The organism is Paenalcaligenes hominis (genome assembly GCF_011927625.1).
GTDB lineage: Bacteria > Pseudomonadota > Gammaproteobacteria > Burkholderiales > Burkholderiaceae_B > Paenalcaligenes > Paenalcaligenes hominis.
In genome coordinates this window covers 87910-114905 of sequence record NZ_JAATIZ010000005.1, presented here as the reverse complement: position 1 = coordinate 114905, position 26996 = coordinate 87910, and the positions used below count along the sequence as shown (strand labels likewise).

General features: G+C 49.1%; 20 protein-coding genes. 10 read left to right on the top strand and 10 right to left on the bottom strand.

The window, feature by feature from the left end; all coding sequences use genetic code 11:
* The 4 genes from sdhA to gltA are packed head-to-tail and all read left to right on the top strand — an operon-like array spanning position 1 to position 4088.
* On the top strand, positions 1-1782 hold the full coding sequence (gene sdhA, locus GGR41_RS12075; RefSeq protein ID WP_167662116.1) for a succinate dehydrogenase flavoprotein subunit: 1782 nt from the start codon (positions 1-3) through the stop codon (positions 1780-1782).
* A gap of 12 nt (positions 1783-1794) precedes the next feature.
* Positions 1795-2508 carry a succinate dehydrogenase iron-sulfur subunit gene (locus GGR41_RS12070; protein WP_077734786.1) on the top strand — a complete coding sequence of 238 codons (714 nt, stop codon included), beginning with the start codon at positions 1795-1797 and terminating at the stop codon, positions 2506-2508.
* Positions 2509-2517: 9 nt separating this feature from the next.
* A complete protein-coding gene (locus GGR41_RS12065; protein WP_077734787.1) occupies positions 2518-2778 on the top strand; it encodes an FAD assembly factor SdhE in 261 nt (86 codons plus the stop codon).
* A 17-nt stretch (positions 2779-2795) separates the two neighbouring features.
* On the top strand, positions 2796-4088 hold the full coding sequence (gene gltA / locus GGR41_RS12060) for a citrate synthase (RefSeq protein ID WP_167662115.1): 1293 nt from the start codon (positions 2796-2798) through the stop codon (positions 4086-4088).
* A gap of 57 nt (positions 4089-4145) precedes the next feature.
* On the opposite strand, the gene GGR41_RS12055 is transcribed toward gltA, so the two are convergent.
* Complete coding sequence (locus tag GGR41_RS12055) at positions 4146-6446, bottom strand: NADP-dependent malic enzyme (RefSeq protein WP_167662114.1); 2301 nt, start codon at positions 6444-6446, stop codon at positions 4146-4148.
* Between the two features lie 340 nt (positions 6447-6786).
* Here GGR41_RS12055 and GGR41_RS12050 point away from each other — a divergent pair, with 340 nt between their 5' ends.
* From GGR41_RS12050 to GGR41_RS12030, 5 genes are all read left to right on the top strand, one after another.
* Positions 6787-9657, top strand: coding sequence for a 2-oxoglutarate dehydrogenase E1 component (locus GGR41_RS12050; RefSeq protein ID WP_167662113.1), 2871 nt, complete (start codon positions 6787-6789; stop codon positions 9655-9657).
* Between the two features lie 46 nt (positions 9658-9703).
* The gene (gene odhB, locus GGR41_RS12045) at positions 9704-10903 is read left to right on the top strand and encodes a 2-oxoglutarate dehydrogenase complex dihydrolipoyllysine-residue succinyltransferase (RefSeq protein ID WP_077734791.1); all 1200 of its coding nucleotides are present in this window, start codon (positions 9704-9706) and stop codon (positions 10901-10903) included.
* Positions 10904-10917: 14 nt separating this feature from the next.
* Positions 10918-12342: a dihydrolipoyl dehydrogenase gene (gene lpdA, locus GGR41_RS12040; RefSeq protein ID WP_167662112.1), complete on the top strand. Its 1425-nt coding sequence runs from the start codon at positions 10918-10920 to the stop codon at positions 12340-12342.
* Positions 12343-12413: 71 nt separating this feature from the next.
* Positions 12414-13505 carry a cell division protein ZapE gene (zapE, locus tag GGR41_RS12035; protein WP_167662111.1) on the top strand — a complete coding sequence of 364 codons (1092 nt, stop codon included), beginning with the start codon at positions 12414-12416 and terminating at the stop codon, positions 13503-13505.
* A 41-nt stretch (positions 13506-13546) separates the two neighbouring features.
* Positions 13547-14854, top strand: a complete 1308-nt coding sequence (locus GGR41_RS12030) for a tryptophan--tRNA ligase (protein ID WP_167662110.1) — start codon at positions 13547-13549, stop codon at positions 14852-14854.
* A gap of 23 nt (positions 14855-14877) precedes the next feature.
* Here GGR41_RS12030 and GGR41_RS12025 read toward each other — a convergent pair whose 3' ends face one another.
* Genes GGR41_RS12025 through GGR41_RS12000 form a run of 6 tightly spaced genes read right to left on the bottom strand, consistent with a single transcriptional unit; the run spans position 14878 to position 21569 of the window.
* Positions 14878-16017 carry a M20 family metallopeptidase gene (locus tag GGR41_RS12025; RefSeq protein ID WP_229711237.1) on the bottom strand — a complete coding sequence of 380 codons (1140 nt, stop codon included), beginning with the start codon at positions 16015-16017 and terminating at the stop codon, positions 14878-14880.
* Between the two features lie 21 nt (positions 16018-16038).
* Positions 16039-17028 (bottom strand): ABC transporter ATP-binding protein, encoded by a 990-nt coding sequence (locus GGR41_RS12020; RefSeq protein ID WP_077734795.1) that lies wholly within the window; start codon positions 17026-17028, stop codon positions 16039-16041.
* Entirely contained in the window at positions 17025-18011 is a 987-nt protein-coding gene (locus GGR41_RS12015) for an ABC transporter ATP-binding protein (RefSeq protein WP_167662109.1), read from the bottom strand. Before GGR41_RS12015 ends, GGR41_RS12020 begins: the two co-directional genes overlap by 4 nt.
* On the bottom strand, positions 18011-18943 hold the full coding sequence (locus GGR41_RS12010; RefSeq protein WP_077734796.1) for an ABC transporter permease: 933 nt from the start codon (positions 18941-18943) through the stop codon (positions 18011-18013). The genes GGR41_RS12015 and GGR41_RS12010 overlap by 1 nt, the downstream gene beginning before the upstream one ends.
* Positions 18943-19920, bottom strand: coding sequence for an ABC transporter permease (locus GGR41_RS12005; protein WP_077734797.1), 978 nt, complete (start codon positions 19918-19920; stop codon positions 18943-18945). Before GGR41_RS12005 ends, GGR41_RS12010 begins: the two co-directional genes overlap by 1 nt.
* A gap of 35 nt (positions 19921-19955) precedes the next feature.
* Positions 19956-21569 (bottom strand): ABC transporter substrate-binding protein, encoded by a 1614-nt coding sequence (locus tag GGR41_RS12000; RefSeq protein WP_167662108.1) that lies wholly within the window; start codon positions 21567-21569, stop codon positions 19956-19958.
* 182 nt (positions 21570-21751) lie between these two features.
* On the opposite strand from GGR41_RS12000, the gene GGR41_RS11995 reads away from it, so the two are divergent.
* Positions 21752-22663, top strand: coding sequence for a LysR family transcriptional regulator (locus GGR41_RS11995; RefSeq protein WP_167662107.1), 912 nt, complete (start codon positions 21752-21754; stop codon positions 22661-22663).
* 38 nt (positions 22664-22701) lie between these two features.
* Here the strand turns inward: GGR41_RS11995 and GGR41_RS11990 are convergent, their stop codons facing one another.
* Genes GGR41_RS11990 through GGR41_RS11980 form a run of 3 tightly spaced genes read right to left on the bottom strand, consistent with a single transcriptional unit; the run spans position 22702 to position 26889 of the window.
* Positions 22702-23676, bottom strand: a complete 975-nt coding sequence (locus tag GGR41_RS11990) for a Bug family tripartite tricarboxylate transporter substrate binding protein (RefSeq protein ID WP_167662106.1) — start codon at positions 23674-23676, stop codon at positions 22702-22704.
* Positions 23669-24535, bottom strand: a complete 867-nt coding sequence (locus GGR41_RS11985; RefSeq protein WP_167662105.1) for a prephenate dehydrogenase — start codon at positions 24533-24535, stop codon at positions 23669-23671. Before GGR41_RS11985 ends, GGR41_RS11990 begins: the two co-directional genes overlap by 8 nt.
* An 11-nt stretch (positions 24536-24546) precedes the next feature.
* Positions 24547-26889 (bottom strand): Tex family protein, encoded by a 2343-nt coding sequence (locus GGR41_RS11980; RefSeq protein WP_167662104.1) that lies wholly within the window; start codon positions 26887-26889, stop codon positions 24547-24549.
* Positions 26890-26996: the final 107 nt, after the last annotated feature.

The following is a 26996-nucleotide window of genomic DNA, read 5'->3' as shown; positions in this document are numbered from 1 at the left end:
GTGGCTGCTATTAAAACTTCTTTACCACGCCGCCAGTTTGATGTGGTGGTAGTTGGAGCCGGCGGTGCCGGAATGCGCTGTTCCCTACAACTTGCCGAGGCAGGTTTGTCTGTAGCGGTGCTCTCCAAAGTCTTCCCAACTCGTTCTCATACTGTGGCTGCCCAAGGTGGAGTCAGTGCTGCGTTAGGCAACATGAGCGAAGACCACTGGTACTGGCACATGTACGATACTGTAAAAGGTTCAGACTGGTTGGGCGATCAAGACGCCATTGAGTTTATGTGTCGCGAGGCACCTAATGCGGTGTACGAGCTCGAGCATTTTGGTATGCCCTTTGACCGTAACGCTGACGGTACCATTTATCAGCGTCCGTTTGGTGGACACACGGCAAATAATGGTGAAAAGCCCGTACAACGCGCCTGTGCTGTGGCCGACCGTACAGGTCACGCCATGCTCCACACCCTCTACCAACGTAACGTAGCCGCTCGCACCAACTTTTTTGTCGAGTGGATGGCATTAGATTTGTTACGCAACGAAGCCGGTGATGTATTAGGTGTCACCGCCTTGGAAATGGAAACAGGGCAAATCTACATACTCGAAGGTAAACGTACGGTGTTGGCCACGGGCGGTGCAGGCCGCATTTGGGCAGCGTCTACAAATGCGTTCATTAATACCGGTGATGGCTTGGGCATGGCTGCTCGTGCAGGTATTCCACTGCAGGACATGGAGTTCTGGCAATTCCACCCCACAGGCGTAGCAGGTGCGGGCGTACTCATTACTGAAGGGGTGCGTGGCGAAGGCGGTATCTTATTAAATAAAGATGGCGAGCGCTTCATGGAGCGTTATGCCCCGAACCTTAAAGACTTGGCGCCGCGCGACTTTGTGTCTCGCTCTATGGACCAAGAAATCAAAGAGGGCCGTGGTTGTGGCCCCGACGGTAACTATGTGGTGCTAAAACTCGATCACCTTGGTGCCGATACCATCTTAAAACGTTTGCCCTCCATTCGCGAAATTGCAATGAAGTTTGCTAACGTTGACCCGATTAAAGATCCTATTCCTGTTGTACCCACTATTCATTATCAAATGGGTGGTATTCCTACTAACTACTATGGTCAAGTCATGACCATGGATGCGCTAGGAAACAACCAGATAGTGAATAACTTGTACGCCATTGGCGAATGCGCTGCTACAAACGTCCACGGTGCAAACCGTTTGGGTACGAACTCGTTGCTTGACTTGATTGTATTTGGGCGTGCAGCCGGTAACCACATTGTCGAGTCACACCCTGAAAAAGTTCATAGCCACGATGACATCCCTGAGTGGTCTATCGAGCAATCCATGGATCGCGTTAACCGCCTAGAGTCACGCACCTCAGGCCAGCGCTCTCAAGAGGTTGCCGAGAAAATTCGTCAAACCATGCAAGCCCACTGTGGCGTATTCCGCACGATGGACTTATTGAAAAAAGGCGAAACGCTTATCGAAAGCTTGGCTCCTGAAGTCGAGGAAATCTATTTCCAAGACAAATCCAAAGTGTTTAACACGGCACGTGTCGAGGCGCTCGAGGTGGCCAACATGATTGAAGTGGCACGTGCAACCACTAAATCAGCCGCCAACCGTACTGAAAGTCGTGGCGCTCATGCGCTTAACGATTACCCAGAGCGTAACGATGACGAGTGGTTGAAGCACTCTGTTTGGTTCTCCGAGGGCAGCACCTTGCGCTACAAGCCTGTCCAAATGAAACCTCTCTCCGCTGAGTCTATCGCTCCACAGCCACGCACTTTCTAAGCAGGTATTACGATGAGCAAACGCGTACTTAAATTTGAAATTTATCGCTACGACCCAGATAAGGACGAGCGTCCTTACATGCAAAAGCTAGAGGTCGAGCTTGAGCCAACCGATAAAATGTTGCTAGATGCTTTGGTTCGCATCAAAAACGATGTAGATGATAGCCTCTCTATTCGCCGCTCTTGCCGTGAAGGGGTTTGTGGCTCCGATGCTATGAACATCAATGGCAAAAACGGTTTGGCCTGTACCACAAACCTAAATGATCTTAAGCAGCCCATTGTGTTGCGTCCTTTGCCTGGTTTACCCGTGGTGCGTGACCTGATCGTCGATATGACGCATTTCTTCGATCAATACCATTCAGTGAAGCCGTATCTCATTAACGATACGCCTCCTCCTGAAAAAGAGCGTTTACAAACACCCGAAGCACGTGAAGAGCTCGATGGTTTATACGAGTGTATTTTGTGTGCATGTTGTTCAACATCATGTCCATCGTTTTGGTGGAACCCTGATAAGTTCGTTGGTCCAGCAGGTTTGCTTCAAGCCTATCGCTTTATTGCGGATTCTCGCGATCAAGCCACAGGTGAACGTTTGGATAATCTCGAAGATCCCTACCGCTTATTCCGCTGTCACACCATCATGAACTGTACCGATGTGTGTCCTAAAGGTTTAAATCCTTCCCATGCGATTGGCAAAATCAAGGAAATGTTGGTACGTAGAACTGTATAAGGGTAGGAAATGAGAACGTTAACTCAGTTAGAACGAGCCCGCTTACGTTGGCGTGCTCGCCGCGGACTACTTGAAAATGATTTAATCGTCACGCGGTTTTTGGATAAGTACGAGGCGGAACTAACTGATGTTGACGTTACCGCTTTGGATCGCTTGTTTTTAATGGGCGATTATGATCTTTTGGATGTGTTGTTAGCCCGTTCTGAGCCTCAGGGCGAGTACGACAGCCCAGATATTCATCGTTTGGTCGCAATCATGCGATCGCTGTGATTTTTAAGGAAAGCAAAATGGAACTGTCAGATAAAAAAGCGACGTTGTCGTTTTCAGACGCTACCCCTGCAATAGAACTTCCTGTCTACAAGGGAACGGTCGGTCCCGATGTCATTGACATCCGCAAGCTCTATGGTCAAACAGGTATGTTCACCTACGATCCGGGCTTTATGGCGACTGCATCAACCGAGTCAGCGATTACCTATATTGATGGGGATAAGGGTCAGTTGTTGTATCGTGGTTACCCCATCGAGCAGCTTGCTAAAAACTGCGACTTCCTTGAGGTGAGCTACTTATTGCTGAATGGTGAGCTACCGAACGCTGAAGAAAGACAAGCGTTTAATGAAACGGTCATGCAACACACCATGGTCAAGCAGCAGATGCACAGTTTTATGCGCGGTTTCCGTGCTGATGCCCACCCCATGGCGATTCTGACGGGTATGGTAGGTGCGATGTCTGCGTTCTATCATGACTCTACTGATATCACAAACCCAGAGCACCGCCGCATTTCTGCGATTCGCTTAATCGCTAAAATGCCAACCTTAGTGGCTTTGGCGTACAAGTTCGGTGTTGATCAGCCTTTCATGTACCCCAAGAATGACCTGTCTTATACCGGTAATTTCTTACGTATGATGTTTGGTACACCCTGCGAAGACTACAAGGTAAACGAAGTGGTCGAGCGTGCCTTAGATCGTATCTTTATTCTCCATGCCGATCATGAACAAAACGCATCCACCTCTACGGTTCGTTTGTGTGGTTCTTCAGGCACTAACCCGTATGCCGCTATTTCAGCTGGTATTGCGTGTTTGTGGGGCCCTGCTCACGGCGGTGCAAACGAGGCTTGCTTGAACATGCTCGAGCAAATTCAAGCTAATGGTGGCCTAGAAACCGTAGGCGACTTCATGGAAAAAGTGAAAGACAAATCCTCGGGCGTTCGCCTTATGGGCTTTGGTCACCGTGTGTATAAAAACTACGATCCACGCGCCAAACTCATGCAGGAAACATGTAAAGAGGTACTCGAGGCCTTGGGTCTAGAAAACGACCCATTGTTCAAGCTTGCGATGGAGCTAGAGCGTATTGCACTCGAAGACGATTACTTCGTTCAGCGTAAACTCTATCCTAACGTCGACTTCTACTCAGGTATTGTTCAACGTGCGATTGGTATTCCTACCGAGCTATTCACAGGTATTTTTGCTTTGGCACGTACAGTAGGTTGGATTGCGCAGTGGGATGAAATGATTTCTGATCCTAACTACAAGATCGGTCGTCCACGTCAGCTTTACACAGGCTACGCGGCTCGCGATATGTAAATAGACAGCACAAAAAAACGCTCCTTGTCGGAGCGTTTTTTATTGGGCAATGTAAGCTTAGACTTGTTCCTGTTGGGCAAGCTCAGTGGCTTCTAGCGCTGCAATAGCCGTCATATTGATAATACGACGGGTAGTGGTGCTGGTAGTAAGAATATGAACGGGTCGTGCTGCACCTAATAAAATAGGTCCCATCGCCACACCATTACTGCCTGCCATTTTCAATACGTTGTAAGTAATATTACCTGCATCCAGATTGGGCGTAATCAGCAGGTTGGCTGGGGCCGTCAAGGTTGAGTCAGGGTGCGCTTTAAAACGGATGCGGTTAGACAAAGCAGAGTCAGCGTGCATTTCGCCATCAATTTCTAAGTCTGGGGCGCGTTCCACAATAAGCTGACGAGCCAACGCCATTTTGCGCGAGGACTCGGTAGAACGGCTACCAAAGTTAGAATGCGATAGCAAGGCTACACGGGGTACCAAACCAAACTGACGAACTTTTTCAGCAGCCATTAAGGTGATATCGGCAATTTCTTCGGCGCTGGGGTTTTCATTGACGTGGGTATCACACACAAAAATATTCTGTGTGGGCAGCATAAGCGCATTCATAGCGGCAAATACCGAAGCATCGTCTTTACGACCAATGATTTCCTCGACATGCACAAGCTGATGGTCAAAGCGTGTCGTCACACCGCAAATCATAGCGTCAGCGTCGCCGCGACGAATGAGCATGGCACCAATTAAGGTGTTGTGCTTGCGTACCAAAGCTTTGGCGATTTCAGGGGTAACGCCTTCGCGGCCCTTGATCTGGTAATACGCTTGCCATGTTTCATTAAATCGGTAGTCGTCTTCGGGATCGACGATTTCAAAGTTGATCCCTGCCTGTAAACGCAAGCCGTAGCGCTTGATACGCATTTCAATGACAGAAGGGCGCCCCACTAAAATGGGGTAGGCGAGCTTTTCATCAACCACCGTCTGTGCGGCACGTAAGACACGCTCGTCTTCGCCGTCGGCATAAATAACCCGCTTTAGATCAGTCAGCTCTTTGGCTTGTTTGAACAAGGGGCGCATTAACGCACCTGAGCGATAGGTCATGGCGATAAGACGCTGACGGTAGGCTTCGAGGTCTTCGATAGGGCGGCTAGCTACCCCTGTTTCCATCGCGGCTTTAGCCACAGCAGGCGCAATGCGAGCGATGAGGCGAGGGTCGAACGGTTTAGGAATGATATAGTCTGGGCCAAAGCCTAAGTCGGTATCGGTATCGCTATTGACGTCATCGTATTGTTCTTCGCGGGCAAGGTGGGCAATAGCCTCAACACACGCACGCTTCATTTCCTCGTTAATTTCGGTGGCGCCGCAATCAAGGGCACCACGGAAAATAAAGGGGAAACACAAAACGTTATTAACCTGGTTCGGGTAGTCAGAGCGTCCAGTAGCAATTATCACGTCAGGACGCGTGGCTTTAGCAATTTCAGGACGGATCTCTGGGTCGGGGTTAGCCAAAGCCAAGACCAAGGGACGCTCGTTCATGGTGAGCAGCATTTCAGGTGTAAGTAGGCCTGGGCCTGAGCAACCTAAGAAAATATCTGCGCCGTTCACAGCATCGGCAAGCGTACGGAGCTCGGTGTCTTGCGCAAATTCAGCTTTATGGTGCTCCATGTTGTCTTCGCGGCCTTTCCAGATCACACCGCGCGAGTCAGTCACATAAATGTTTTCGCGAGGTAGACCGAGATTCACGAGCAAATTTAAACATGCAATGGCTGCGGCACCCGCACCCGAACACACTAAACGGACTTCATTAATTTTTTTATTGACAACTTCGAGGCCGTTAATAATTGCAGCGGAAGCAATAATGGCTGTACCGTGTTGGTCATCGTGGAAGACTGGAATCTTCATGCGTTTACGCAACTCGGTTTCGATGTAAAAGCATTCAGGGGCTTTGATGTCTTCGAGGTTAATGCCGCCTAAGGTGGGCTCCATCGCTGCGATGATATCTACCAGCTTTTCAGGGTCGTTTTCCGCGAGTTCAATATCAAAGACATCAATACCAGCAAATTTTTTAAATAAGCAGCCTTTGCCTTCCATTACCGGTTTGGAGGCCAAGGGACCGATATTGCCTAAGCCTAGCACCGCCGTTCCGTTGCTGATGACACCCACGAGATTGGCACGAGAGGTATATTTAGCTGCGGCCTCGTCGCCGTCTTCGTGGATAGCCATACAAGCAAAGGCAACACCAGGGGAGTATGCAAGGGATAAATCGTCTGCATCGGCTAATGTTTTAGTGGGAACAACAGAGATTTTGCCTGGCGTAGGGTGGGCGTGGTAATCCAGCGCGCGTTGAGCTAGATCTGATTTGGCTTCCATGTTGGAATGCTCCTGAGTGATAAATCAAAACAATAAAGCTAATTCTACCCCGTAGTATCTGCTACGTGTGTAGAGTCTCTTTATATACTGAAATCGCAGCTTTTTCATGCTGCGACGCACCATGTTATTTGTTCGTAAATGCCAACACTTATATAAGAGTTGAACAATTTCTGTTAGCTAAGATACAAGTAAGCCTTTAGTGATATATACTGAATAGAATCGCTGTGAAAGGCGTTACGTGCCTTCTGCTCTGCTATCCGCTAACCGGTGAAGCCGTGTCGCGGAAGGTTTTCCTGCATCAAGATGGGTGAAGCATCCATATAGGTGAAGCGTTATAACTATGTCATCGCAAACTGAACTGCAATCTACCTCGTACCTTTTTGGTTCAAATGCGACTTACGTCGAAGAACTGTACGAGCTATATCTGGATAATCCATCCTCAGTTCCATCTGAGTGGCGAGATTATTTTGATCAACTCCAACATTTACCTGCAACGGACGGTAAAGAGGCCACGCGCGATCAGGCGCACAGCCCCATTATTCAATCCTTTGCAGAGCGCGCAAAAGCCAATGCATTGGCTGTCCGCACAGCTGCTCCGGATCTTTCCGTTGCAACTAAACAAGTTTCTGTTCAATCTTTGATCGCGGCTTACCGCTCTTTGGGCGCGCGTTTAGCTGCCTTAGACCCTCTAAAACGCACCGAGCGCGCGGCCTACGCCGAGCTTGATCCTGCTTTTTATGGCCTAACCGAAGCCGATCTTGATCAAGTCTACTCTGCCACTAACACCTATTTCACCAAGTCAGACACCATGACATTACGCGACATGCTAAAAGCATTGCGCGATACGTACTGTCAGACCATTGGTGCAGAGTTCATGTATATGTCCGATCCTGTCGCTAAGCGCTGGATCCAAGAGCGCTTAGAGTCTGTACACGGCCGTATGGATTTTAGCGCAGAGCAAAAACGCAATATCTTACAGCAGCTTACCGAAGCCGAAGGTCTAGAGCGTTTCTTGCATACCAAATACGTAGGTCAAAAGCGTTTCTCCCTCGAAGGGGGCGAAAGCTTTATCGCATGTATGGACGAAGTGGTTAACCACGGTAGTGACTTAGGCGTGCAGGAAATTATTGTCGGCATGGCCCACCGTGGTCGTTTAAACATGTTGGTCAATATCATGGGCAAAATGCCCGCCGACTTGTTTGCCGAGTTCGAAGGAAAACATGCTGAAAATCTAACCGATGGCGACGTCAAATATCACAATGGTTTTTCCAGTGATATTTCTGCACGAGGTGGCGCAGTTCATTTGTCCCTCGCGTTTAACCCCTCCCACCTAGAGATTGTGAATCCGGTGGTCGAGGGCAGCACGCGTGCTCGTCAAGATCGTCGCGGGGACACCGCTGGCGAACAGGTTTTACCTGTACTGGTGCATGGTGATGCCGCGTTTGCTGGTCAAGGCGTGGTCATGGAAACCCTTAACTTGGCTCAAACCCGTGGTTACGGTACTGGCGGTACGCTTCATATTGTTATTAACAACCAAATTGGTTTTACCACTTCCGACCCACGCGATACACGTTCTACCTTGTATTGCACGGACGTAGTGAAAATGATCGAAGCCCCTGTGTTCCACGTCAACGCAGACGACCCCGAAGCCGTGGCTTTTGTAACGCAGCTCGCTCTTGATTATCGCCAAACATTCCGTCATGACGTCGTGATTGACCTTGTGTGTTACCGCAAACTCGGCCACAACGAACAAGACACGCCATCACTGACTCAGCCTCTCATGTACAAAGCGGTTGCTCAGCATCCGGGTACACGCAAGCTCTATGCAGACAAACTAGTCGCTCAAGGGCTGCTGGCTGATAACGAGCCTGATGAAATGGTGAAAGCCTACCGTCAGCTTATGGAAGACGGGCAGCGCACAGTCGAGCCAGTGCTTACTGACTACAAGAACAAGTACGCCACCGATTGGACGCCTTTCCTTAACGCGAAATGGACAGATCACGCGGATACCGGCTTGCCGCTTGCCGAGCTCACTCGCATTGGCGAGAAAATCACCTCTGTGCCCGAAGGCTTTAATGTACACCCTCTAGTAAAACGCATGCTAAACGATCGTCGGGCCATGGTGCGCGGCGAGCTAAGTATCGACTGGGGTATGGGCGAGCACTTGGCCTTTGCCTCCCTCGTAGCGAATGGCTATACCGTACGTATTACAGGTCAGGACTCGGGTCGCGGCACGTTTGTACACCGTCATGCGGTGTTGCACGACCAAAATCGCGAGCGTTGGGACGATGGTACCTACATTCCATTGCAAAACGTAGCGGAAAACCAAGCCAACTTCACTGTGATTGACTCGGTCTTATCCGAGGAAGCCGTATTGGCGTTCGAGTACGGTTATGCATCGGCCGAGCCCAACACGCTTACTATCTGGGAAGCCCAGTTTGGTGACTTTGTTAACGGTGCTCAGGTCGTGATTGACCAGTTTATTGCCTCAGGCGAAGCCAAGTGGGGTCGTCATTGTGGTTTAACAATGATGTTACCGCACGGCTACGAAGGCCAAGGCCCAGAGCACTCTTCTGCACGCCTAGAGCGCTTTTTACAGCTATGTGCCGACAACAACATGCAAGTCATTCAGCCCACTTCGGGCGCACAGATTTTCCATGTGTTGCGTCGTCAAATGCTACGTCCTTTCCGCAAACCTTTGGTATTGCTGACACCAAAGTCGTTGCTGCGCAACAAAGCGGCCACGTCACCGCTCTCCGAGCTAGTCGAAGGCAGCTTTAAACCTGTTATCGGTGAAACTCAAGATCACATTAAAGCCGACAAAGTAAAACGTGTGTTGGTTTGTTCTGGCAAGGTTTATTACGACCTCATCAATGCGCGTACCGAACGTGAACGTGATGATGTGGCCGTGATTCGCATCGAGCAGTTATATCCGTTCGCGCACAAGTCCTACCAAGAAGAGCTTCGCAAGTACCCTAACGCCACCGAGTTAGTGTGGGTACAAGACGAACCTCAAAACCAGGGCGCTTGGTTCTATATTCAGCATCACTTAGTAGAAAACATGACCGCAAACCAAAAGCTCAGTTATGCAGGCCGAGCCGCGTCATCTTCTCCAGCGGTGGGCTACTTAGCCAAGCACAATGAACAGCAAAAAGCGCTGATTGACCAAGCATTTGCTGACAACATCAAAGGTTTTTCGCTCTCTAGATAGTGCGCTAATAACATAACCAAGACACATTTATTACACGGAAAATATTATGGCTATTATTGAAATTTTAGTACCGGAGTTATCCGAGTCTGTATCCGAGGCAACCCTGCTCGAGTGGAAAAAACAACCCGGCGAAGCCGTTGGTCAAGACGAAATTTTAATCGACGTAGAAACCGATAAAGTTGTGCTAGAAGTCCCAGCACCTTCTGCTGGGGTACTTGTTGAAATTGTAAAAGGTGATGGCAGTACAGTGACGTCGGGCGAAGTCCTAGCACGTATTGATACTGAAGCCAAAGCAGCAGCTCCTGCCCAGGACGCAGCCCCCCAGGAAACTCCCGCTGCCGCGCCCGCCGCTGCACCTGCTGCTAGCGTCACCGCAGCATCACCTGCTGCCAGCAAAATTTTGGCAGAAAAAGGCGTAGAGGTTGCCGACGTAGCGGGTACAGGTCGCGATGGCCGTGTCACTAAAGCTGACGCCGTAGCCGCTCAAGCCGGTGCCCCTAAAGCAGCGTCTGCACCTGCTGCTCCTGCTACCTTGTCCTTAGATGGTCGTCCTGAACAGCGCGTGCCCATGAGCCGTCTACGTGCTCGCGTGGCCGAACGCTTATTGCAATCTCAGCAGGAAAATGCCATTTTGACCACGTTTAACGAGGTCAACATGCAAGCCGTTATCGAGCTCCGCAAGCAGTACCGTGATACTTTCGAAAAAGAGCACGGCGTAAAATTAGGCTTTATGTCTTTCTTTGTAAAAGCTGCTGTTGCTGCTTTGAAAAAATACCCCATCTTGAACGCGTCAGTAGATGGTAAAGACATTATTTACCACGGCTATTTTGATATTGGTATTGCCGTCAGCAGCCCACGTGGTCTAGTTGTGCCCATTTTGCGCAACGCCGATCAAATGTCTATTGCTGACATTGAAAAGCAAATTGCTGACTTTGGTCGCCGCGCCCAAGACGGCAAGCTAGCGCTTGAAGACTTAACTGGTGGTACCTTCTCTATCTCTAACGGCGGGGTATTTGGTTCTATGCTTTCTACTCCAATTATCAACCCACCTCAGTCCGCTATCTTAGGTATTCATGCTACTAAAGACCGTGCTGTAGTTGAAAATGGTCAGGTGGTTATCCGCCCCATGAACTACTTGGCAATGTCTTACGATCACCGCATTATTGATGGTCGTGAAGCTGTGCTGGGCCTAGTGGCAATGAAAGATGCCCTCGAAGACCCACAGCGTCTCTTGTTAGATATCTAAGGAATAACAGCATCATGGCAAAAAATTTTGATTTAGTTGTCATTGGTGCAGGTCCTGGCGGCTACATAGCCGCCATTCGAGCTGCCCAATTAGGTCTATCAGTTGCATGCGTGGACGCCTGGTCTGATACCAAAGGCAAACCCGCCCCAGGTGGTACATGTACCAACGTGGGATGTATTCCCTCCAAAGCCTTGCTTCAGTCCTCCGAGCACTACGAGCAAGCCGACAAGCACTTTGCCGATCACGGTATCAAGGTAAAAGGTCTTGATCTCGATCTTAAAACCTTACTGGGCCGCAAAGACAAAGTCGTAGGTGAAAACAACCAAGGGATTCTGTTCTTATTCAAAAAGAACAAAGTCACTTATTTTCATGGCACAGCGTCATTCAATGCCAAAGTGGACGCAGGTTGGTCGATTAACGTAGCAGGGGACAAACCCGAAGAGCTCATTGCCAAACAAGTCGTGGTGGCCACAGGTTCTTCTGCACGTGAATTCCCTGGTTTGCCGTTTGACGAAGAGCAAATTCTTTCCAACGATGGCGCCTTACGTTTAACAGACGTACCTAAAAAACTTGGTGTAATCGGTGCAGGCGTGATTGGTCTAGAGCTAGGCAGCGTATGGCGTCGCTTGGGCTCTGAGGTCACTGTTCTCGAAGGCTCACCCGAGTTCTTGGCTGCGGCTGACCGCGATGTGGCCAAAGAAGCTCTAAAAGCTTTTAAAAAACAAGGGCTGGAAATTAATCTTGGCGTCAAAGTGGATTCCGTCGACGCAGGTAAACACGTCAAAGTGAAATACCACGATGCCGAAGGCAAAGAACACAAAGCCGAGTTTGACAAGCTAGTCGTAGCAATTGGCCGTGTACCGAATACCCAAGGTCTAGGTGCCGAAACCGTTGGTTTAAAATTGGACGAGCGTGGTTTTGTAGAGGTTGACGAAGATTGTCGCACCAATTTACCCAATGTGTGGGCTGTAGGCGATGTGGTGCGTGGCCCAATGTTGGCGCACAAAGCCGAAGAGGAAGGGGTCGCTGTAGCCGAACGCATTGCCGGTCAACAGCCACATGTTAATTTCGATACCATTCCTTGGGTTATTTATACTTCGCCTGAAATTGCTTGGGTAGGTAAAAACGAGCAAGAGTTAAAAAAAGAAGGGCGTGAATACCGTGCAGGTCAGTTCCCCTTTATGGCCAATGGTCGTGCCCGTGCCCTGGGTGATACCACAGGTTTTGTAAAGGTGTTAGCTGATGCTAAAACGGATGAGGTCTTAGGGATTCATATCGTAGGCCCAACTGCGTCCGAGCTTATTGCCGAAGGCGTAGTCATCATGGAATTCCGTGGCGCAGCGGAAGACATTGCTCGCATTTGTCATGCGCACCCAACACTATCTGAAGCCATGAAAGAGGCTGCATTAGCTGTTGATAAACGAGCATTAAACTTCTAAGATAGTTTAATGTGGTTTAGGAAAGGGGCCGACATTGTCTGCCCCTTTTTTCTGTTTAGATAAGTATTCTCATGGACGTCATTCATTATTACCAAAATGCCTTAGCTCAAAAAGGCTATCAGGCCGATGCAGCCCAAGAACACGCCATTCAGCGTTTACAACGTTTATTTGACGAGTTTTTAGATTATCGCCGCACTCAGCAATCCATTTTAAAGCGGTGGCTCAGTAAATCGCAGGCGCCTCAAGGCGTGTATTTATGGGGTGGGGTAGGGCGTGGTAAAAGCTTCTTAATGGATGCCTTCTACGAATGCTTGCCTGTAAAACGCAAGGCACGGTTGCATTTCCACGAGTTTATGCGGGGCGTGCATCAGCAGCTTAAACAGCTACGTAGCCAATCTGATCCGCTCGAGGTCGTTGCAAAAACCATTGCACATCGTTACGAAATTATTTGTTTTGATGAGTTTCACGTGTCGGACATTGCCGATGCCATGATTCTCTATAAGTTATTAGATGAGCTGTTTAATCAGGGGGTAAGTTTTGTGATGACATCGAACTACCAACCTGATCTACTGTATACCGATGGTTTGCACCGCGACCGGATTTTGCCCGCAATTGCCTTGATTAAACAACGCATGGATATCCTCAATGTGGACACCGGAGTGGACTACCGCCGTCGTACGCTTGAGCAGGTACGTTTGTATCTAACGCCATTAAATGAACAAGCCCAACACGAATTGACCGACATCTTTGAAGCCCTAACGGGTGCCGCTCCCCAAGCGAGCACCATAGAGGTAGAGCAACGTCATTTGCCTGTTATCGCTTGCCATAACGAAGTGGTCTGGTTTGACTTTGAAACACTATGTGCAGGGCCGCGGTCACAAAATGACTACCTCGATTTAGCCAGTCGCTTTGCCAGCGTCATTGTGTCGGATGTGCCTAAAATGACGGCACAAGATGCTTCGGCTGCACGTCGATTTACCTGGCTGGTAGACGTATTGTATGACCATAAAGTGAAGCTGATCATTTCCGCTGCCGTCGAGGCCGCTGAGCTCTATACTTCAGGGCCTATGTCTAGTGAGTTTCACCGTACCGAATCGCGTTTAATGGAAATGCAATCCAAAGAATATCTCGAAGCAGAGCGCAGACAAAGTGCCGTGCTTTAATAAATGAAGAAAAACAATTTCTCTCTTGTTTAGGTTTTATCATGACACAACGAGTCTTGACCGGTATTACACCCTCCGGTACCCCCCATCTAGGCAACTATGCTGGGGCCATTCGTCCAGCGGTACGCGCCAGCACACAGCCCGACACCGATGCTTTTTTCTTTTTAGCGGACTATCATGCGCTAGTAAAATGTGAAGATCCAAGCCGTGTGGCACGCTCTAGGCTAGAGATTGCGGCCACCTGGATTGCAGCAGGTTTAGATCCCAATAAGGTCACCTTCTATCGCCAGTCTGATATTCCTGAGATTCCCGAGTTCTGTTGGATGTTAACTTGTGTCACCAACAAAGGGCTTATGAATCGTGCTCATGCGTACAAAGGGGCAGTGGATCAAAATACCGCTAAAGGGGTAGAGCCCGACGACGGTATTAACATGGGGTTGTTTTCTTATCCTATTTTAATGGCCGCTGATATTTTGTTATTTAGCGCGCATTTAGTCCCAGTAGGGCGTGATCAGATTCAGCACTTAGAAATGGCGCGTGATATTGCGCATCGTTTTAATCATCTTTATGGACAGGGTCAAACACTGCTGACTCCGCCTTACGAGCTAATTGATGATTCGGTGGCGACATTGCCTGGCTTAGATGGCAGAAAAATGTCAAAGAGCTATGACAATACCATTCCGTTATTTGAGGGTGGGGAAAAATTGTTGCGCTCAGCCATCAATAGCATTGTGACGGACTCTAAGCTACCCGGGGAACCCAAACAAACCGAAGGCTCCCATTTGTTTGAGCTGTATAAGGCCTTTGCGTCGGTCGAGCAAACCGCCCAGTTTGAGCACGAGCTCCACGATGGATTGGGCTGGGGCGAAGCCAAGAAAAAGCTGTTCGATTTAGTCAACGAAGAGCTCAGTCCTATGCGTGAAATTTATAACGACTTAATGGCAAACCCAGATCGCCTTGAGGACATGCTTTTGGATGGCGCCGTTAAAGCTCGTCGTATAGCCACACCGATGATTCAAACATTACGTGCGGCGGTGGGTTTACGCTCACCCCAATCCATGCAGGTGGCACAACCCAAGACGCATAAAGAAAAAGCTAAAGCGGTGCGGGTTGCAAGCTTCCGTGGTGATGAGGGTTTTCAGTTCCGTTTGTTTGACGCGGCAGATCATGAAGTGTTCTTGTCAGTGCCTTTTCCAGATCCTAAACAAGCCGGCCAGCTTAGTAAAAAACTTCAAGCAGGCGAGTACCGCCTTGAATCCACCGCTAACTACTATCAGCTATTCGTGGATGAAGTTCTTGTGGCTGAACTCACGCAAGAGCAACAAGACCGCTTAAAAGCGGCCTTGTAACGAATTAAGTGAGCTAGTACGCCTTAGTCGAGTTGGGCTAAGGTGTGCAGCCAAAATTGACGGCGTTCAGCTAAGGTGGACACCAAGATGTGCTCACGCAAAGTATGCGCGCTGTTACCATCGGCCCCCAGACCATCCAACGTAGGAATGCCTAACGCCGCTGTAAAGTTTGCATCACTTGCCCCCCCTGTCATAGGGGCTTCTTTTAGCTCAAAGCCGGCTTGTTGGGCAAAGGCTTGGCAGCGCTCTAAAAGAGCAGCAGTGGCGTCGGTACGAGCCATAGCAGGGCGGTTTAAGGTAAACGCAACATCAATCGTAATATCGGGGTTAACGGCTTTGATGTTTTGAACCTGCGACTCTAGGCGTTCGGCCATTTCTGCATTAGGCACACGGAAATCCGCCACGATTTGACACCAAGCAGGCACCACATTAGAAGTGGTTCCCCCTTTGATTGTGCCCACACTGACGGTAATCCCGCGCTCGTAATCAGTGAGCTTTTCTAAAGCTAAAACATGGTGAGCGATTTCTTCGATGGCATTGCGACCTTTTTCATGCTGCACACCGGCATGAGCAGGACGGCCATGAGCCGTAATCACAATATTTCCGGTGCCTTTGCGTGCGGTTACACAGCGGCCTTCTTCGGCACGAGCCGGTTCGCATACTAGAGTATAGACAGATTTTTGCGCAAAGAGCTCGATGTGCTCTCGTGAGTAATGGCTACCGGTTTCTTCGTCGGGCACCAAAACCATATCAATAGGTAAGTGGGTTGCATCGGGGCTAGCGAGTTCTTTTAGGGCCGATAGTGCCAACACAATGCCTGACTTCATGTCGTAAATCCCCGGGCCGTAGAGCTTGTCGTCTTCTTGGCGGCAGGGGTTTTTCTCTAGCGTACCACGTGGGTGCACCGTGTCGTAATGACCCAGTATCAAGATACCAGGGCGGGTATCCGTGGAGGCACGATTATGGATGTGTAATAAGGGCCCCGTTTCTGGACCTAAGTCGATCTGCTCGACACGTAACGTGCTGTCTTCGAGTTCACTTAGAATAAGATCAGCCATACGGCGTAGATCCTCGGCTTCGTGTGAGGGAGACTCAAGTTCGACCCAACGAATGATTTGTTGGCGCAAGCTATCGGATAGTTCCTGCATGGAATCGGGATTCATAAAAAATGTCCTATGCAATGATTAAATCAAATGACAAGCCGCTTCGTGCCCAGGAGCGATGGTTTTAAGTTCAGGTACAGTCAGCTTACAAGCCTCTGTAGCTAAGGGGCAGCGAGGATGAAAAGTACAACCACTCGGTGGGTTTAATGGAGATGGAATCTCTCCTTTAATGGGCGTGAAGTTACGCCCTTTTTTAGTTACATCAGGCATTTCTGCCAATAGGGCCTGGGTATAAGGATGGGCAGCACGGTTAAAAATTGACGCACTGTCTGCTATTTCCACAATACGACCCAAATACATAATGGCCACGCGATCTGAGATGTGACGAACCACACCTAAATCGTGACTGATAAATAAATAAGTCAGCTCATGCCTATCGCGCAAGTCCATAAACAAGTTAATCACTTGGGCTTGAATCGAAACGTCTAAAGCGGCAACCGGCTCATCGCACACCAAAAACGTAGGCTCCACCATCAGAGCACGAGCAATACCAATACGTTGACGTTGGCCGCCTGAAATTTGGTGGGGCAAGCGGTCTTTGTAGTCGACGTCCAGGCCAACCTCAGCTAAGGCATGATGAATGCGCTGGGTGAGTTGGTCTTTAGGAGCTAACTTATGCACGAGTAGGGCTTCACTGATAATGTCACCCAGCTTGTGTTTAGGATTAAGCGAAGCCAGGGGGTCTTGGAAAATTAGCTGTACTCCAAGCGTATAAGCCAGCTTGTCGGCGCTGTTTAAGCGTTGCGTATTTTGACCTTCATACAATACCTGACCCGAACTGGGCTTAATTAGACCGGCGACCATGCGACCCAAGGTGGATTTACCGCACCCAGACTCACCCACAAGGCCAACCACCTCGCCCTTGTGTATAGAAAGATTAACGCCATTGACTGCATGCACCGTGGGGACCGGATCCGCTTTACCTAGCGTTTGCAAAAGACGATGCGCTAAGTCGGGCGATTTACTGAACTGCTTATGCAGGTTTTGGATTTCAATAATGGGGGCGCTCATGATGCAACCTCAAGATGCAGAGGGAAATAACAGCGGTATTGGCGTCCCGCTAAATGCGTTTCAGGGGGAGGGGCGTCTGCACACGAAGGATGCGCTTGAGCACAACGCGGTCTAAAGGTGCAGCCCTGCTCACGGCTTGTTAAGGTGGGCGCCATGCCATCAATTTGCTGTAGTCGTGTTCCTGGCTGACTGGTACCAGGCATGGAGTTCAGTAGGCCTTGGGTATAAGGATGAATGGGCTGACTTAATACGTCGTCCACCGCGCCGTACTCCACAATGCGACCTGCATACATAACTGCTACGTTATCGGCTAATTCTGCAACCACCCCAAGGTCGTGTGTGATCCAAATCAAAGCCGTGTTTTGTTCTTTACACAATTTTTGTATTTCATACAGAATTTGCGCTTGAATCGTCACGTCTAAGGCAGTAGTCGGCTCATCAGCAATGATTAAATCTGGCTTGTTCAGCATGGCAATCGCAATCGCTACGCGTTGACGCATGCCGCCCGAGAATTCATGGGGGTAATTGTCAAGGCGTGACTCGGGCGCGGGGATACCTACCTGAGCCAGAGCGTCGCAGCAGCGTTGTCTGGCTTCGGCTTTACTCGTTTGGGGATAATGCGTGAAGATTGCCTCCATCATTTGTTCCCCCACTTTCAAGACAGGATTTAAGGTCATCAGTGGATCTTGAAAGATCATGGCAATACGGTCACCACGCAGTTGTCGCAATTGCTCTTCGCTACTTTGACGTAAGTCTTGACCGTTGAAAATGACCTGACCCTCTATGACTTCACCCGGCGGGTCGATTAAGCCTAGCAGGGAAAACCCAGTCACGGATTTTCCCGAACCAGATTCCCCCACTAGACCTAAAATTTCGCCTCGTTTGACCTGAAGGTTGACCCCGTCGACGGCTAACCAGGCGCCTGCTTCGGTATGAAACGCCGTTTGCAAATTGTTTACAGTTAATAAATGAGTCTGATTCATTAGCGTCGTGGATCCAAACTTTCACGTAGGCGATCGCCCACGATATTGATCGATAAAATAAGCAACAATAAAGCGACACCGGGGAAGATACTGATCCAGTAATCACCAGACAGTAAGAACTCAAAGCCACTGGAAATGAGTAAACCTAAGGATGGCTCGGTGACGGGTACCCCAACCCCTAGGAATGAAAGGGTTGCCTCAAGCACAATTGCGGTAGCAATTTGGATAGTGGCAAACACCATGATGGGGCCAAAACAGTTTGGCATCAGGTGTTTAAACATGATGCGCCATGACGAGAACCCTAGGTTGGTGGCGGCTTCAATGTATTCTTTGCGGCGTTCTTGTAAAGCACGGCCGCGCATAATACGAGCGTAATTAGCCCATTGCACGATCACCAAAGCAATAATGACTTTATCAATACCTTTACCCAACACCGAAAGCAGCACAAGGGCAACTAAAATGGTGGGGAAGCCTAAAATAAAGTCCACGGTGCGCATGATAAGACTATCTACCCAACCACCATGAAAGGCAGCAATTAAGCCCATCATCATGCCAATAATGGCAGAAATAATAACTGCGCCTAAACCGACCAGTAGACTGATGCGTAGGCCATATAAAATAGCGCTTAGCATGTCTCGACCTTGTGAGTCGGTACCTAACCAATAGGTTTGACCCGAGAAGCTTTCTGAGCCCGGCGGCAGGCGCCCGTCCATAATATCTAAGGCCAATAGGTCATAGGGGTTTTGAGGCGCAAAATAGGGCGCCACTAACACCACAGCAATTAATAAAAATAAAGCAATCAAGCAGCGTTTGGTAGAAGGACGGCTGCGCAAACTTTTTAAGATTTTTTGACGCTGCGGTGTGCTTTGTACTGGTTGCACGGTAGGGATAGCCGCTGGTTGCACAGGTGACTCAAGTTGATCAGTTTTCATTAGGCGCTAGGCTCCAAGAGTTGAACACGAGGATCAAGCAGGGCGTACAAAATATCCACCACTAGGTTAATCACAACAAAAAGCATGGTGACGAGCATCACATAGGCCACCACCACAGGGCGATCAAGTTGATACACACTATCAATCAAAAGCTTACCCATGCCAGGCCAAGAGAAAACGGTTTCCGTAATAGTGGAGTAAGCAATGAGCGAACCAAACTCCATACCAATCACAGTCACAACAGGAATCATGATGTTGCGTAAGATGTGACGACGTACGATACGGCCTGGTTTAACCCCTTTAGCACGAGCAAAACGCACGTAGTCTTGACTTTGTGCTTCGCTAACACCAGAAGCCGTCATACGCAATACCAGAGCAATATTGGCAATGGCTAAGTTCACCGCAGGTAAGGCAATATGACGCCAGCCTTCAGGGCTAAAAATGCTGAGACGCATGCCTAAGAACTCGACCGTAGGGCCACGGCCTGAAGCAGGCAGCCAGCCTAGCCAAACAGCAAACAGTAAGATGAAAACCATCCCTTGCCAGAAATTAGGCAAAGAAAAACCCAAGATAGACGTATTCATAATGCTTTTGCCGAGCAAGTTATCGCGGTGTAAACCGGCAATCAAGCCTAGAGGAATACCTAAAATACAGGTCAAACTGATAGCCACCACGACTAGCTCAAGGGTGGCGGGGAAACGCTGCAAAATCAGTTCAACAGCAGGCATACCATGGACAAAGGAGTTACCTAAATCGCCATGTAGCGCACGCCATAAAAAGTGCAGGTATTGTTGCCAGATAGGTAGATCTAACCCAAGACGGGCGATCAGCGCATCGCGCTGATCTTGACCCACGTCAGGGCTGACTAATAGTTCAATGGGATCACCCACGGCGTATACTGCAAAAAACACCACCACAGATACTGCCAATAACACCATTAGGCTTTGTAGTAATCTGCGAACAATAAAAACGGCCAAAATAAACTCCTTAGTCAGCCTACAACATCTATTTTTTATTTAGCCAGCGTTGCATTGGTAGCAATAGTACGTTGGTCAGCACGGCCTACGTAATTGATGCCTTTGCGATAAGCCCATACCCCACTCTCAAAGTGCAGAGGGATGTGCCCCATGTCATCGATAGACAACTTAACGGCCTCTTGGAGTAATTGGCTGCGTTTTGTGTCATCCAATGTGCGGGTCGCTTCGAGGTACAACTTATCGAGCTCAGGATTAGAGTACGCACCGTAGTTACTGCTACCTACACCTAAATCTTTATTGGTGGTGGTAACCCAGTACTGTAAGAAGTTGCTAGCTTCACCGGTCTCGGAACCCCAACCACCTAGTGATGCACTGAACTCACGTTTAGCGCGTTTAGGAAAATACACAGAACGCGTCATGGTATCAACCTGTGTTTTGATGCCGATACGTGTGAGGTATTGAGCAACGGCTTGGGTCAACTGCGCATCGTTAATATAACGATCATTGGTGGCCGATAAGGTCAGCTCAAAGCCATCCGGGTAGCCGGCTTCAGTTAAGAGCTCTTTAGCTTTTTTAGGATCGTAGGGCAGATCGGGGGCGTCAGTAATAGAGCCAAACATGCCTACAGGAATGTATTGATTCGCCGGTGTTGCTACGCCGTCCATAATGCGTTCAATAATGGCTTTGCGATCGATAGCCAAGGACATGGCTTGACGCACTTTAGCGTTCTGGAGTGGGTTGTCACCTTTAGGTGACTTGACTAGAGGACTTTGCTCACGCCCCGCATCAAGTTGGAAGAACATCACACGTACAGAGGGCTTAATGGTGTATTCAAAGCCGCTGTCACTAATGCGTTTTAAATCGCGTGCTGCTGGGTTTTCAATTAAATCAAAGTCACCCGCTAGCAAGCCCGTTAAGCGAGGGCCATCGCTAGGGACAGAAGTTAAGCGAACAGTTTCCCAATCAGGCTTGGTGCCCCAGTAGTTATCGTTACGGCTCAGTTCTATGGTTGAACCTTTTACATACGATTTCAATGTGTAGGGGCCAGTACCAATTACCGCAGTGCCTTGGTTAAAAGAATTCACTTCGGGCCAAGGGCCTGTTACGCCACAGCCTTCTTTAGGGGTGTAACTGAGGTCGCCGTGTTCAGCAATGCCGTTCCAGATCATCGGAATACGAGCCAACTCGTTGGGCAGGACAGGGTACGGGTTTTCAGTAGTCAGTTTAACCGTATAGGCATCGGGGGCTTCGATGGCTTTAATGCGGTTGGCCGTGTTGACAAAGCCTCCAGCAATCCCGGTTTCATTGTTATGGATTCTACAGAAACTAAAAATCACATCGTCGGCAGTAAATGGCTCGCCGTTTGAAAACTTGGCATTTTTGTCTAGTTTGAATGTCCAAGTGTGGTCATCGGTAGCTTCCCAGGTTTCAGCTAAGGCGGGTTGCAGTTCCATGTCAGGACTCATGCGCACTAACGGCTCGAAAATGTGAGCAATTAACGCCTCGTTAGGCGTAGTTTGATGGTAGTGCGGGTCGATAGCAGTAGGCTCAGACGCTAAACCAACCTTTAAGGTCTGGGCGGAGGCCATTGAGGCCCAAGCGCACGCTATGCTGATCGATACAGCCTTCGCAGTAAAACGTAGACTCATAGTGTCTCCAAAGAATCAACGATTATTAATAAATTGAGTGTGCAAGTATATAGAGCGTAATCTTTCTATACAATAACAAGAATGAGAGATAGCTTTGCTTTTATTAGAAAGAGTATTTAGGGATAACCCGAGTCTTAGATAAGACTAAACCGTATGTTTTAGAGGATCACAAGCGTAATTAGATGCAATCATTAGCCTTTAAATATTTCTATGAAGTGGCTCAACGAGGCAGCTTAAGTGGGGCTGCCGAGTCATTGGATGTGGCCGTTTCTGCTGTCAGTCGTCAAATAAATCAATTAGAAAAACGCGTAGGTACCGCGTTATTTGATCGTAGCTCACGAGGCATGCATTTAACCGCAGCAGGGCAGATGCTCTTAAAACACGTACGGCGCGTTAATCTAGAAACCGAAGCCACATTTCATGCAATCGCCGAGCTTAACGACGCGGGCAAGCAACCAATTCGGGTCGCTTGTACCCAAGGGGTGGCTCATGATTTAGCGCCCTATGTGATGGCGCGTTTTACTCAACAATATCCAGAGACGCGATTTAGTATTTTTGTTAGTAGTGCGAAAGTGGCCACCGAGCGGGTGGCGACGGGGGAGTCCGACATAGCCATCACTTTTAGTACTACCCCCAGCGACGCGGTAGAGGTTCGCTATGCGTGTAGTGCTTCGGCATTGGCAGTAATGAGCAAGCATCATCCTTTAGCTAAGCGCAAGCGTTTACAGTTAGACGATATCCAACGCTTCCCGCTAGCCCTAACAGACCAAGACACATCGACCCATAAACTTTACCAACTGGCATGCAACCGGATTGGTAAATGGGTAGAACCAAGTGTGATCAGTAACCATGCTGAGGCCTTACATGCGTATGTTAAACATAGCCAAGCCGTTTTATTTGCCAGCTATACTTCAGTAGCAGGGCTTTTGCACGACTATGAGTTAGTGGCGATTCCTATGCGCAATACGGAAATGCATGCTCGCGTATTACAAGTCCAAGTCATGCGAGGGCGTCAACTGCCCGATGTCATGGATACGTTTATTGAATGGGTAGTTCATCGTTTAAAGCAGTTGATGGCACAAGCCCCTCAGTAGAGGGGCTTGATGACAAAGCAGCACGTGCGGAAACTGGATTAGTCTACCTGTGCGCCGGCGTCTTCAACGATTTGCTTGTAGCGGGTGCGTTCTTCGCGCATGAATTCATCAAACTCAGCGGGGGTGTTAGGAGCCGGAGTCACGAGTAAATTCGCAAAACGTTCTTGGGCTTGCTCGGACTTCATAGCAGCGCTAAACGCCGCATTGAGTTTATCGATCTCTTCTTTAGGGGTATTAGCGGGTGCAACCAGCCCCCACCAAGTGGAAACAGAAAAGTTTTCTAAGCCGCTTTCTTTGACTGTAGGCACATCAGGTAACACGTCGGAACGCTCATCCGTTGTAACAGCTAATGCTTTGAGCTTACCAGCATTAATATTAGGCGCCGCTGTGGCAAGGTTATCAAAAGTAAAATCTACCTCAGCAGAAAGCAGGGCCAGTTGTGCAGGAGCACCGCCATTATAAGGAATATGCATAATGTCGATACCTGCTTGCTTTTTGAATAGCTCACCTGCCAAGTGACCGCCGCTACCATTACCCCCCGAGCCGTAGTTCAACTTGTTTGGATTCGCTTTGGCATAAGCAATGAGCTCTTCAACAGAGTTGATACCCAACTTTTCTGCATGCAAGGTATTCATAACGAGAACGTTAGGCACATTGACCATCATGGTGACGGCAGCAAAGTCTTTGTCGGCATCGTAAGGGATTTGTGAGTAGATCCAAGGATTGACCGCATGTGAAGCTAGCGTTGCAATACCGATGGTTTTACCATCGGGTTTAGCTTTAGCAACGTAATCCGAACCAATATTACCGCCTGCACCCGGCTTATTTTCAATAATGACTGTGCCCAGCTCGTCTTTAACCCCTTCAGCTAAGACGCGCGCGGTGACATCAATCGGGCCGCCTGCTGCAAAAGGCACAATAATACGAGTTACGTTTTGCTGGGCCAAAGCAGCACCAGACAAACACAGGGCTGCCACAGCCACCACAGTACGTCGTAATGTAGGTTTAAACATTGTTTTTCTCCTTTTTCCAATGAATCCGTGCTTGACTGGCTCGTTGCAAAACCGGCTCCAGCACATCAGGTTGGGATTGTGTAATAAGTGCTTCGAGGTGATCTAGGGACTGGCGTACAGCATTTAAAAGCGGCAGAACCTCATCTTGATTATCAATTAAAATATCACGCCAAATACTGGCTTCACAGCCTGCGATGCGTGAAAAGTCCCTAAATCCAGGACCGCCTAAATCTAAGAGCGCTGTGTGATCGGGTTGGTTTAATAACGCATCCATATAGGCAAATGCCACCAAATGGGGCAGGTGGCTGACAGCAGCTAAGCCTCTATCATGGGCCGCAGCACTGAGTTCAGTCGTACGGGCACCGGCATGTTGCCAAAGCTGATGCGCTAGAGCCAGCGCGTGTGAGTCGGTGTCTGCATCGGGGCAAAGCACTACTGTTTTGTCCTGATACAGTGTAGCCCGGGGCTCGGCATGGCCAGCTTGTTCCTTGCCTGCAATAGGGTGAGTCGGTACAAAAAACCGGGCATGGGCGCCTAATATCTTTTTAGCAGCGCGTTGTACGCTGCGTTTAGTACTGCCCACATCCATAATCAAGCAATGCTGAGGTAGAGCCGGGGCAATCTGTTGCAGCACAACAGGGATGGCGGCCACTGGTGTGGCAATCAACACCACATCGGCTTTTTGTACCGCTGCCGCAGCACTCGTGGCCATTTGATGGATGACGCCTTGTTGTAAAAAGTGCTCTGCCGAATGCTGTGGCACAGAGTAACCCGTCACCTTAGTGACTAGGCCAGAGCGCAAAGCGGCTAAAGCAAATGAGCCACCCATCAAGCCACATCCGAGTAATGCCAAATGCATGGGAATAACTCTTAACGTTTTAGCTTGGCAAAAGCGGCTGCCATGGCATTGTTATCGGCATCGGGTGCTTTGCGTTCAGTGCGTTCAGAGCGCGCAGGGCGCGATGCTTTGGGGTTAGGGTTAGCGTTTTTTCTTGTGGGGGCTGCCGGCTCATCTAAGCGCATGGTTAGGCTAATCCGTTTACGAGCCTCATCGACTTCCAGTACTTTGACTTGGACGGTTTGCCCCACACGCACGACCTCACGTGGATCCGATACAAACTTATTGGATAAGGCCGAGATATGCACCAAACCGTCTTGGTGTACGCCAATATCTACAAAAGCACCAAAGTTGGCCACATTACTGACGACGCCTTCGAGCACCATGCCTACACGTAAGTCTTTGATTTCCGTTACCCCTTCCAAAAATTGCACGGTTTTGAACTCGGGCCGCGGGTCACGGCCAGGCCGCTCTAATTCAATAAAAATATCTTGCACGGTCGGTAAACCAAACTGTTCGTTGATAAAGTCATTGGGTGATAACCCTTTTAACGCATTGGTCTTACCAATTACCTCTGCAGCAGAGGCTGCAGCTTTTTGCAAAATTTGTTGAGCCACTGGGTAGGCCTCTGGGTGTACAGCTGAAGCATCTAGGGGGTTGGTGCCGTTTAAGATGCGTAGAAAACCGGCAGCCTGCTCAAAGGTTTTAGGACCAAACCGTTTTACTTTTAATAAGGTCTGGCGGTCAGGAAAAGCACCAAACTCGTCCCGCCATTCCACAATATTTTCTGCTAGTGTTTTGTTGAGGCCTGAAACACGGGCTAATAACGCAGAAGAGGCCGTGTTCACATCTACCCCCACCGCGTTTACACAGTCCTCAACGACCGCGTCAAGCGATCGTTCAAGCTCTCGCTGGTTCACATCATGTTGGTATTGACCCACCCCAATCGCTTTAGGGTCGATTTTAACGAGTTCAGCTAGGGGGTCTTGAAGACGACGTGCAATAGAGACGGCACCGCGCAGGCTAACATCCAGATCGGGGAACTCTTGACTAGCGAGCTCGGAAGCAGAGTAGACCGATGCGCCGGCTTCGGATACCACAATGTGTTGGACCTGAGATAAATCAGACTGCGAAGTTAATAGCTCTTTAACAAGCTGTTCGGTTTCACGTGAGGCAGTGCCGTTGCCGATCGCAATAAGTTCAAGGTGATGCTGACGGATTAACTGCGCTAGCGTACGTTGTGTACCCTGAACATCTTTTCGGCCACCAAAAGGGTAAACCGTATCCGTAGCAATCACTTTTCCTGTTTCATCAATAGCCGCGACTTTTACCCCTGTGCGAATACCCGGGTCTAAGCCTAAAACCCGCTTGTTGCCTGCTGGGGCACTGAGGAGTAAATCGCGTAAATTCGCAGCAAAAACACGGGTGGCTTCGGTTTCTGCTTCCTCGCGTAACCGGCCAATCAGTTCAGTTTCAAAGGCCGTCAGCAGTTTGACGCGCCACGCAATGCGACTGACCTCGGCCAACCACTTGCGTTGTGGGCTAGCCTCTACGCTAAAGTCAGCAGGGATATTCACCAGTTTTATTAACCGCTCGATACACGGGTGCGGCTGTAAAGCCTCCATTTCCTCGCTTAAACCTAAACGTAAATTCAAAATACCCTGTTGTCGTCCACGTAATAAAGCCAGCACACGGTGCGAGGGCAGGGTTTGAAGTCGCTCAGAAAACTCAAACCAGTCTCTGAACTTATCGCCTTCTTGCTCTTTGCCTTCCATGACTGAAGCATAAAGCAAGCCGTGCTGCCAGAGGTAGCTACGCAAGTTCTCTAGCACATGGGCATCTTCGGCAAAGCGTTGCGCTAAAATTTCGCGTGCGCCATCTAATGCCTTTTTTGGCTCATCAAAGCCTGCTTCCGCGTTCACATACTGCTCAGCCAAAGACAAAGGATCGCATTGCGGATCAGCCAAAATAGCACTGACTAGGGCATCTAAGCCTGCTTCAAGAGCAATTTGAGCACGTGTACGGCGCTTGGGTTTATACGGGGCGTATAAGTCTTCAAGACGCTGTTTAGTATTGGCTTCAAGAATCTCTGTTTTTAGCTCGGGGGTGAGTTTTTCTTGTGACTCAATGCTTTCTAAAATGGCAAGACGTCGACTTTCTAAGTCGCGCAAATACAGCAAACGAACCTCTAGATCACGTAATACAGCATCATCCAAACCGCCTGTGGCTTCTTTGCGGTAACGCGCAATAAAAGGCACCGTGGCGCCATCGTCAAGTAAATCAACCGCGGCAGAGGCTTGGGCTGGGCGAATAGCAAGTTCTTCAGCAAGTTGGTGAAGTAAACGGGCAGAGTCGATGGTAGAGGTATTTGTCATGGTATTTTGAAAATAAAGCGAGAAAGAAACAGGCGCTTCCTATGCAACATAAGTGTAGCAGTGTAGTATGATTCCAAAGCCACGATAAGCCTTTTATCGATTCTTTA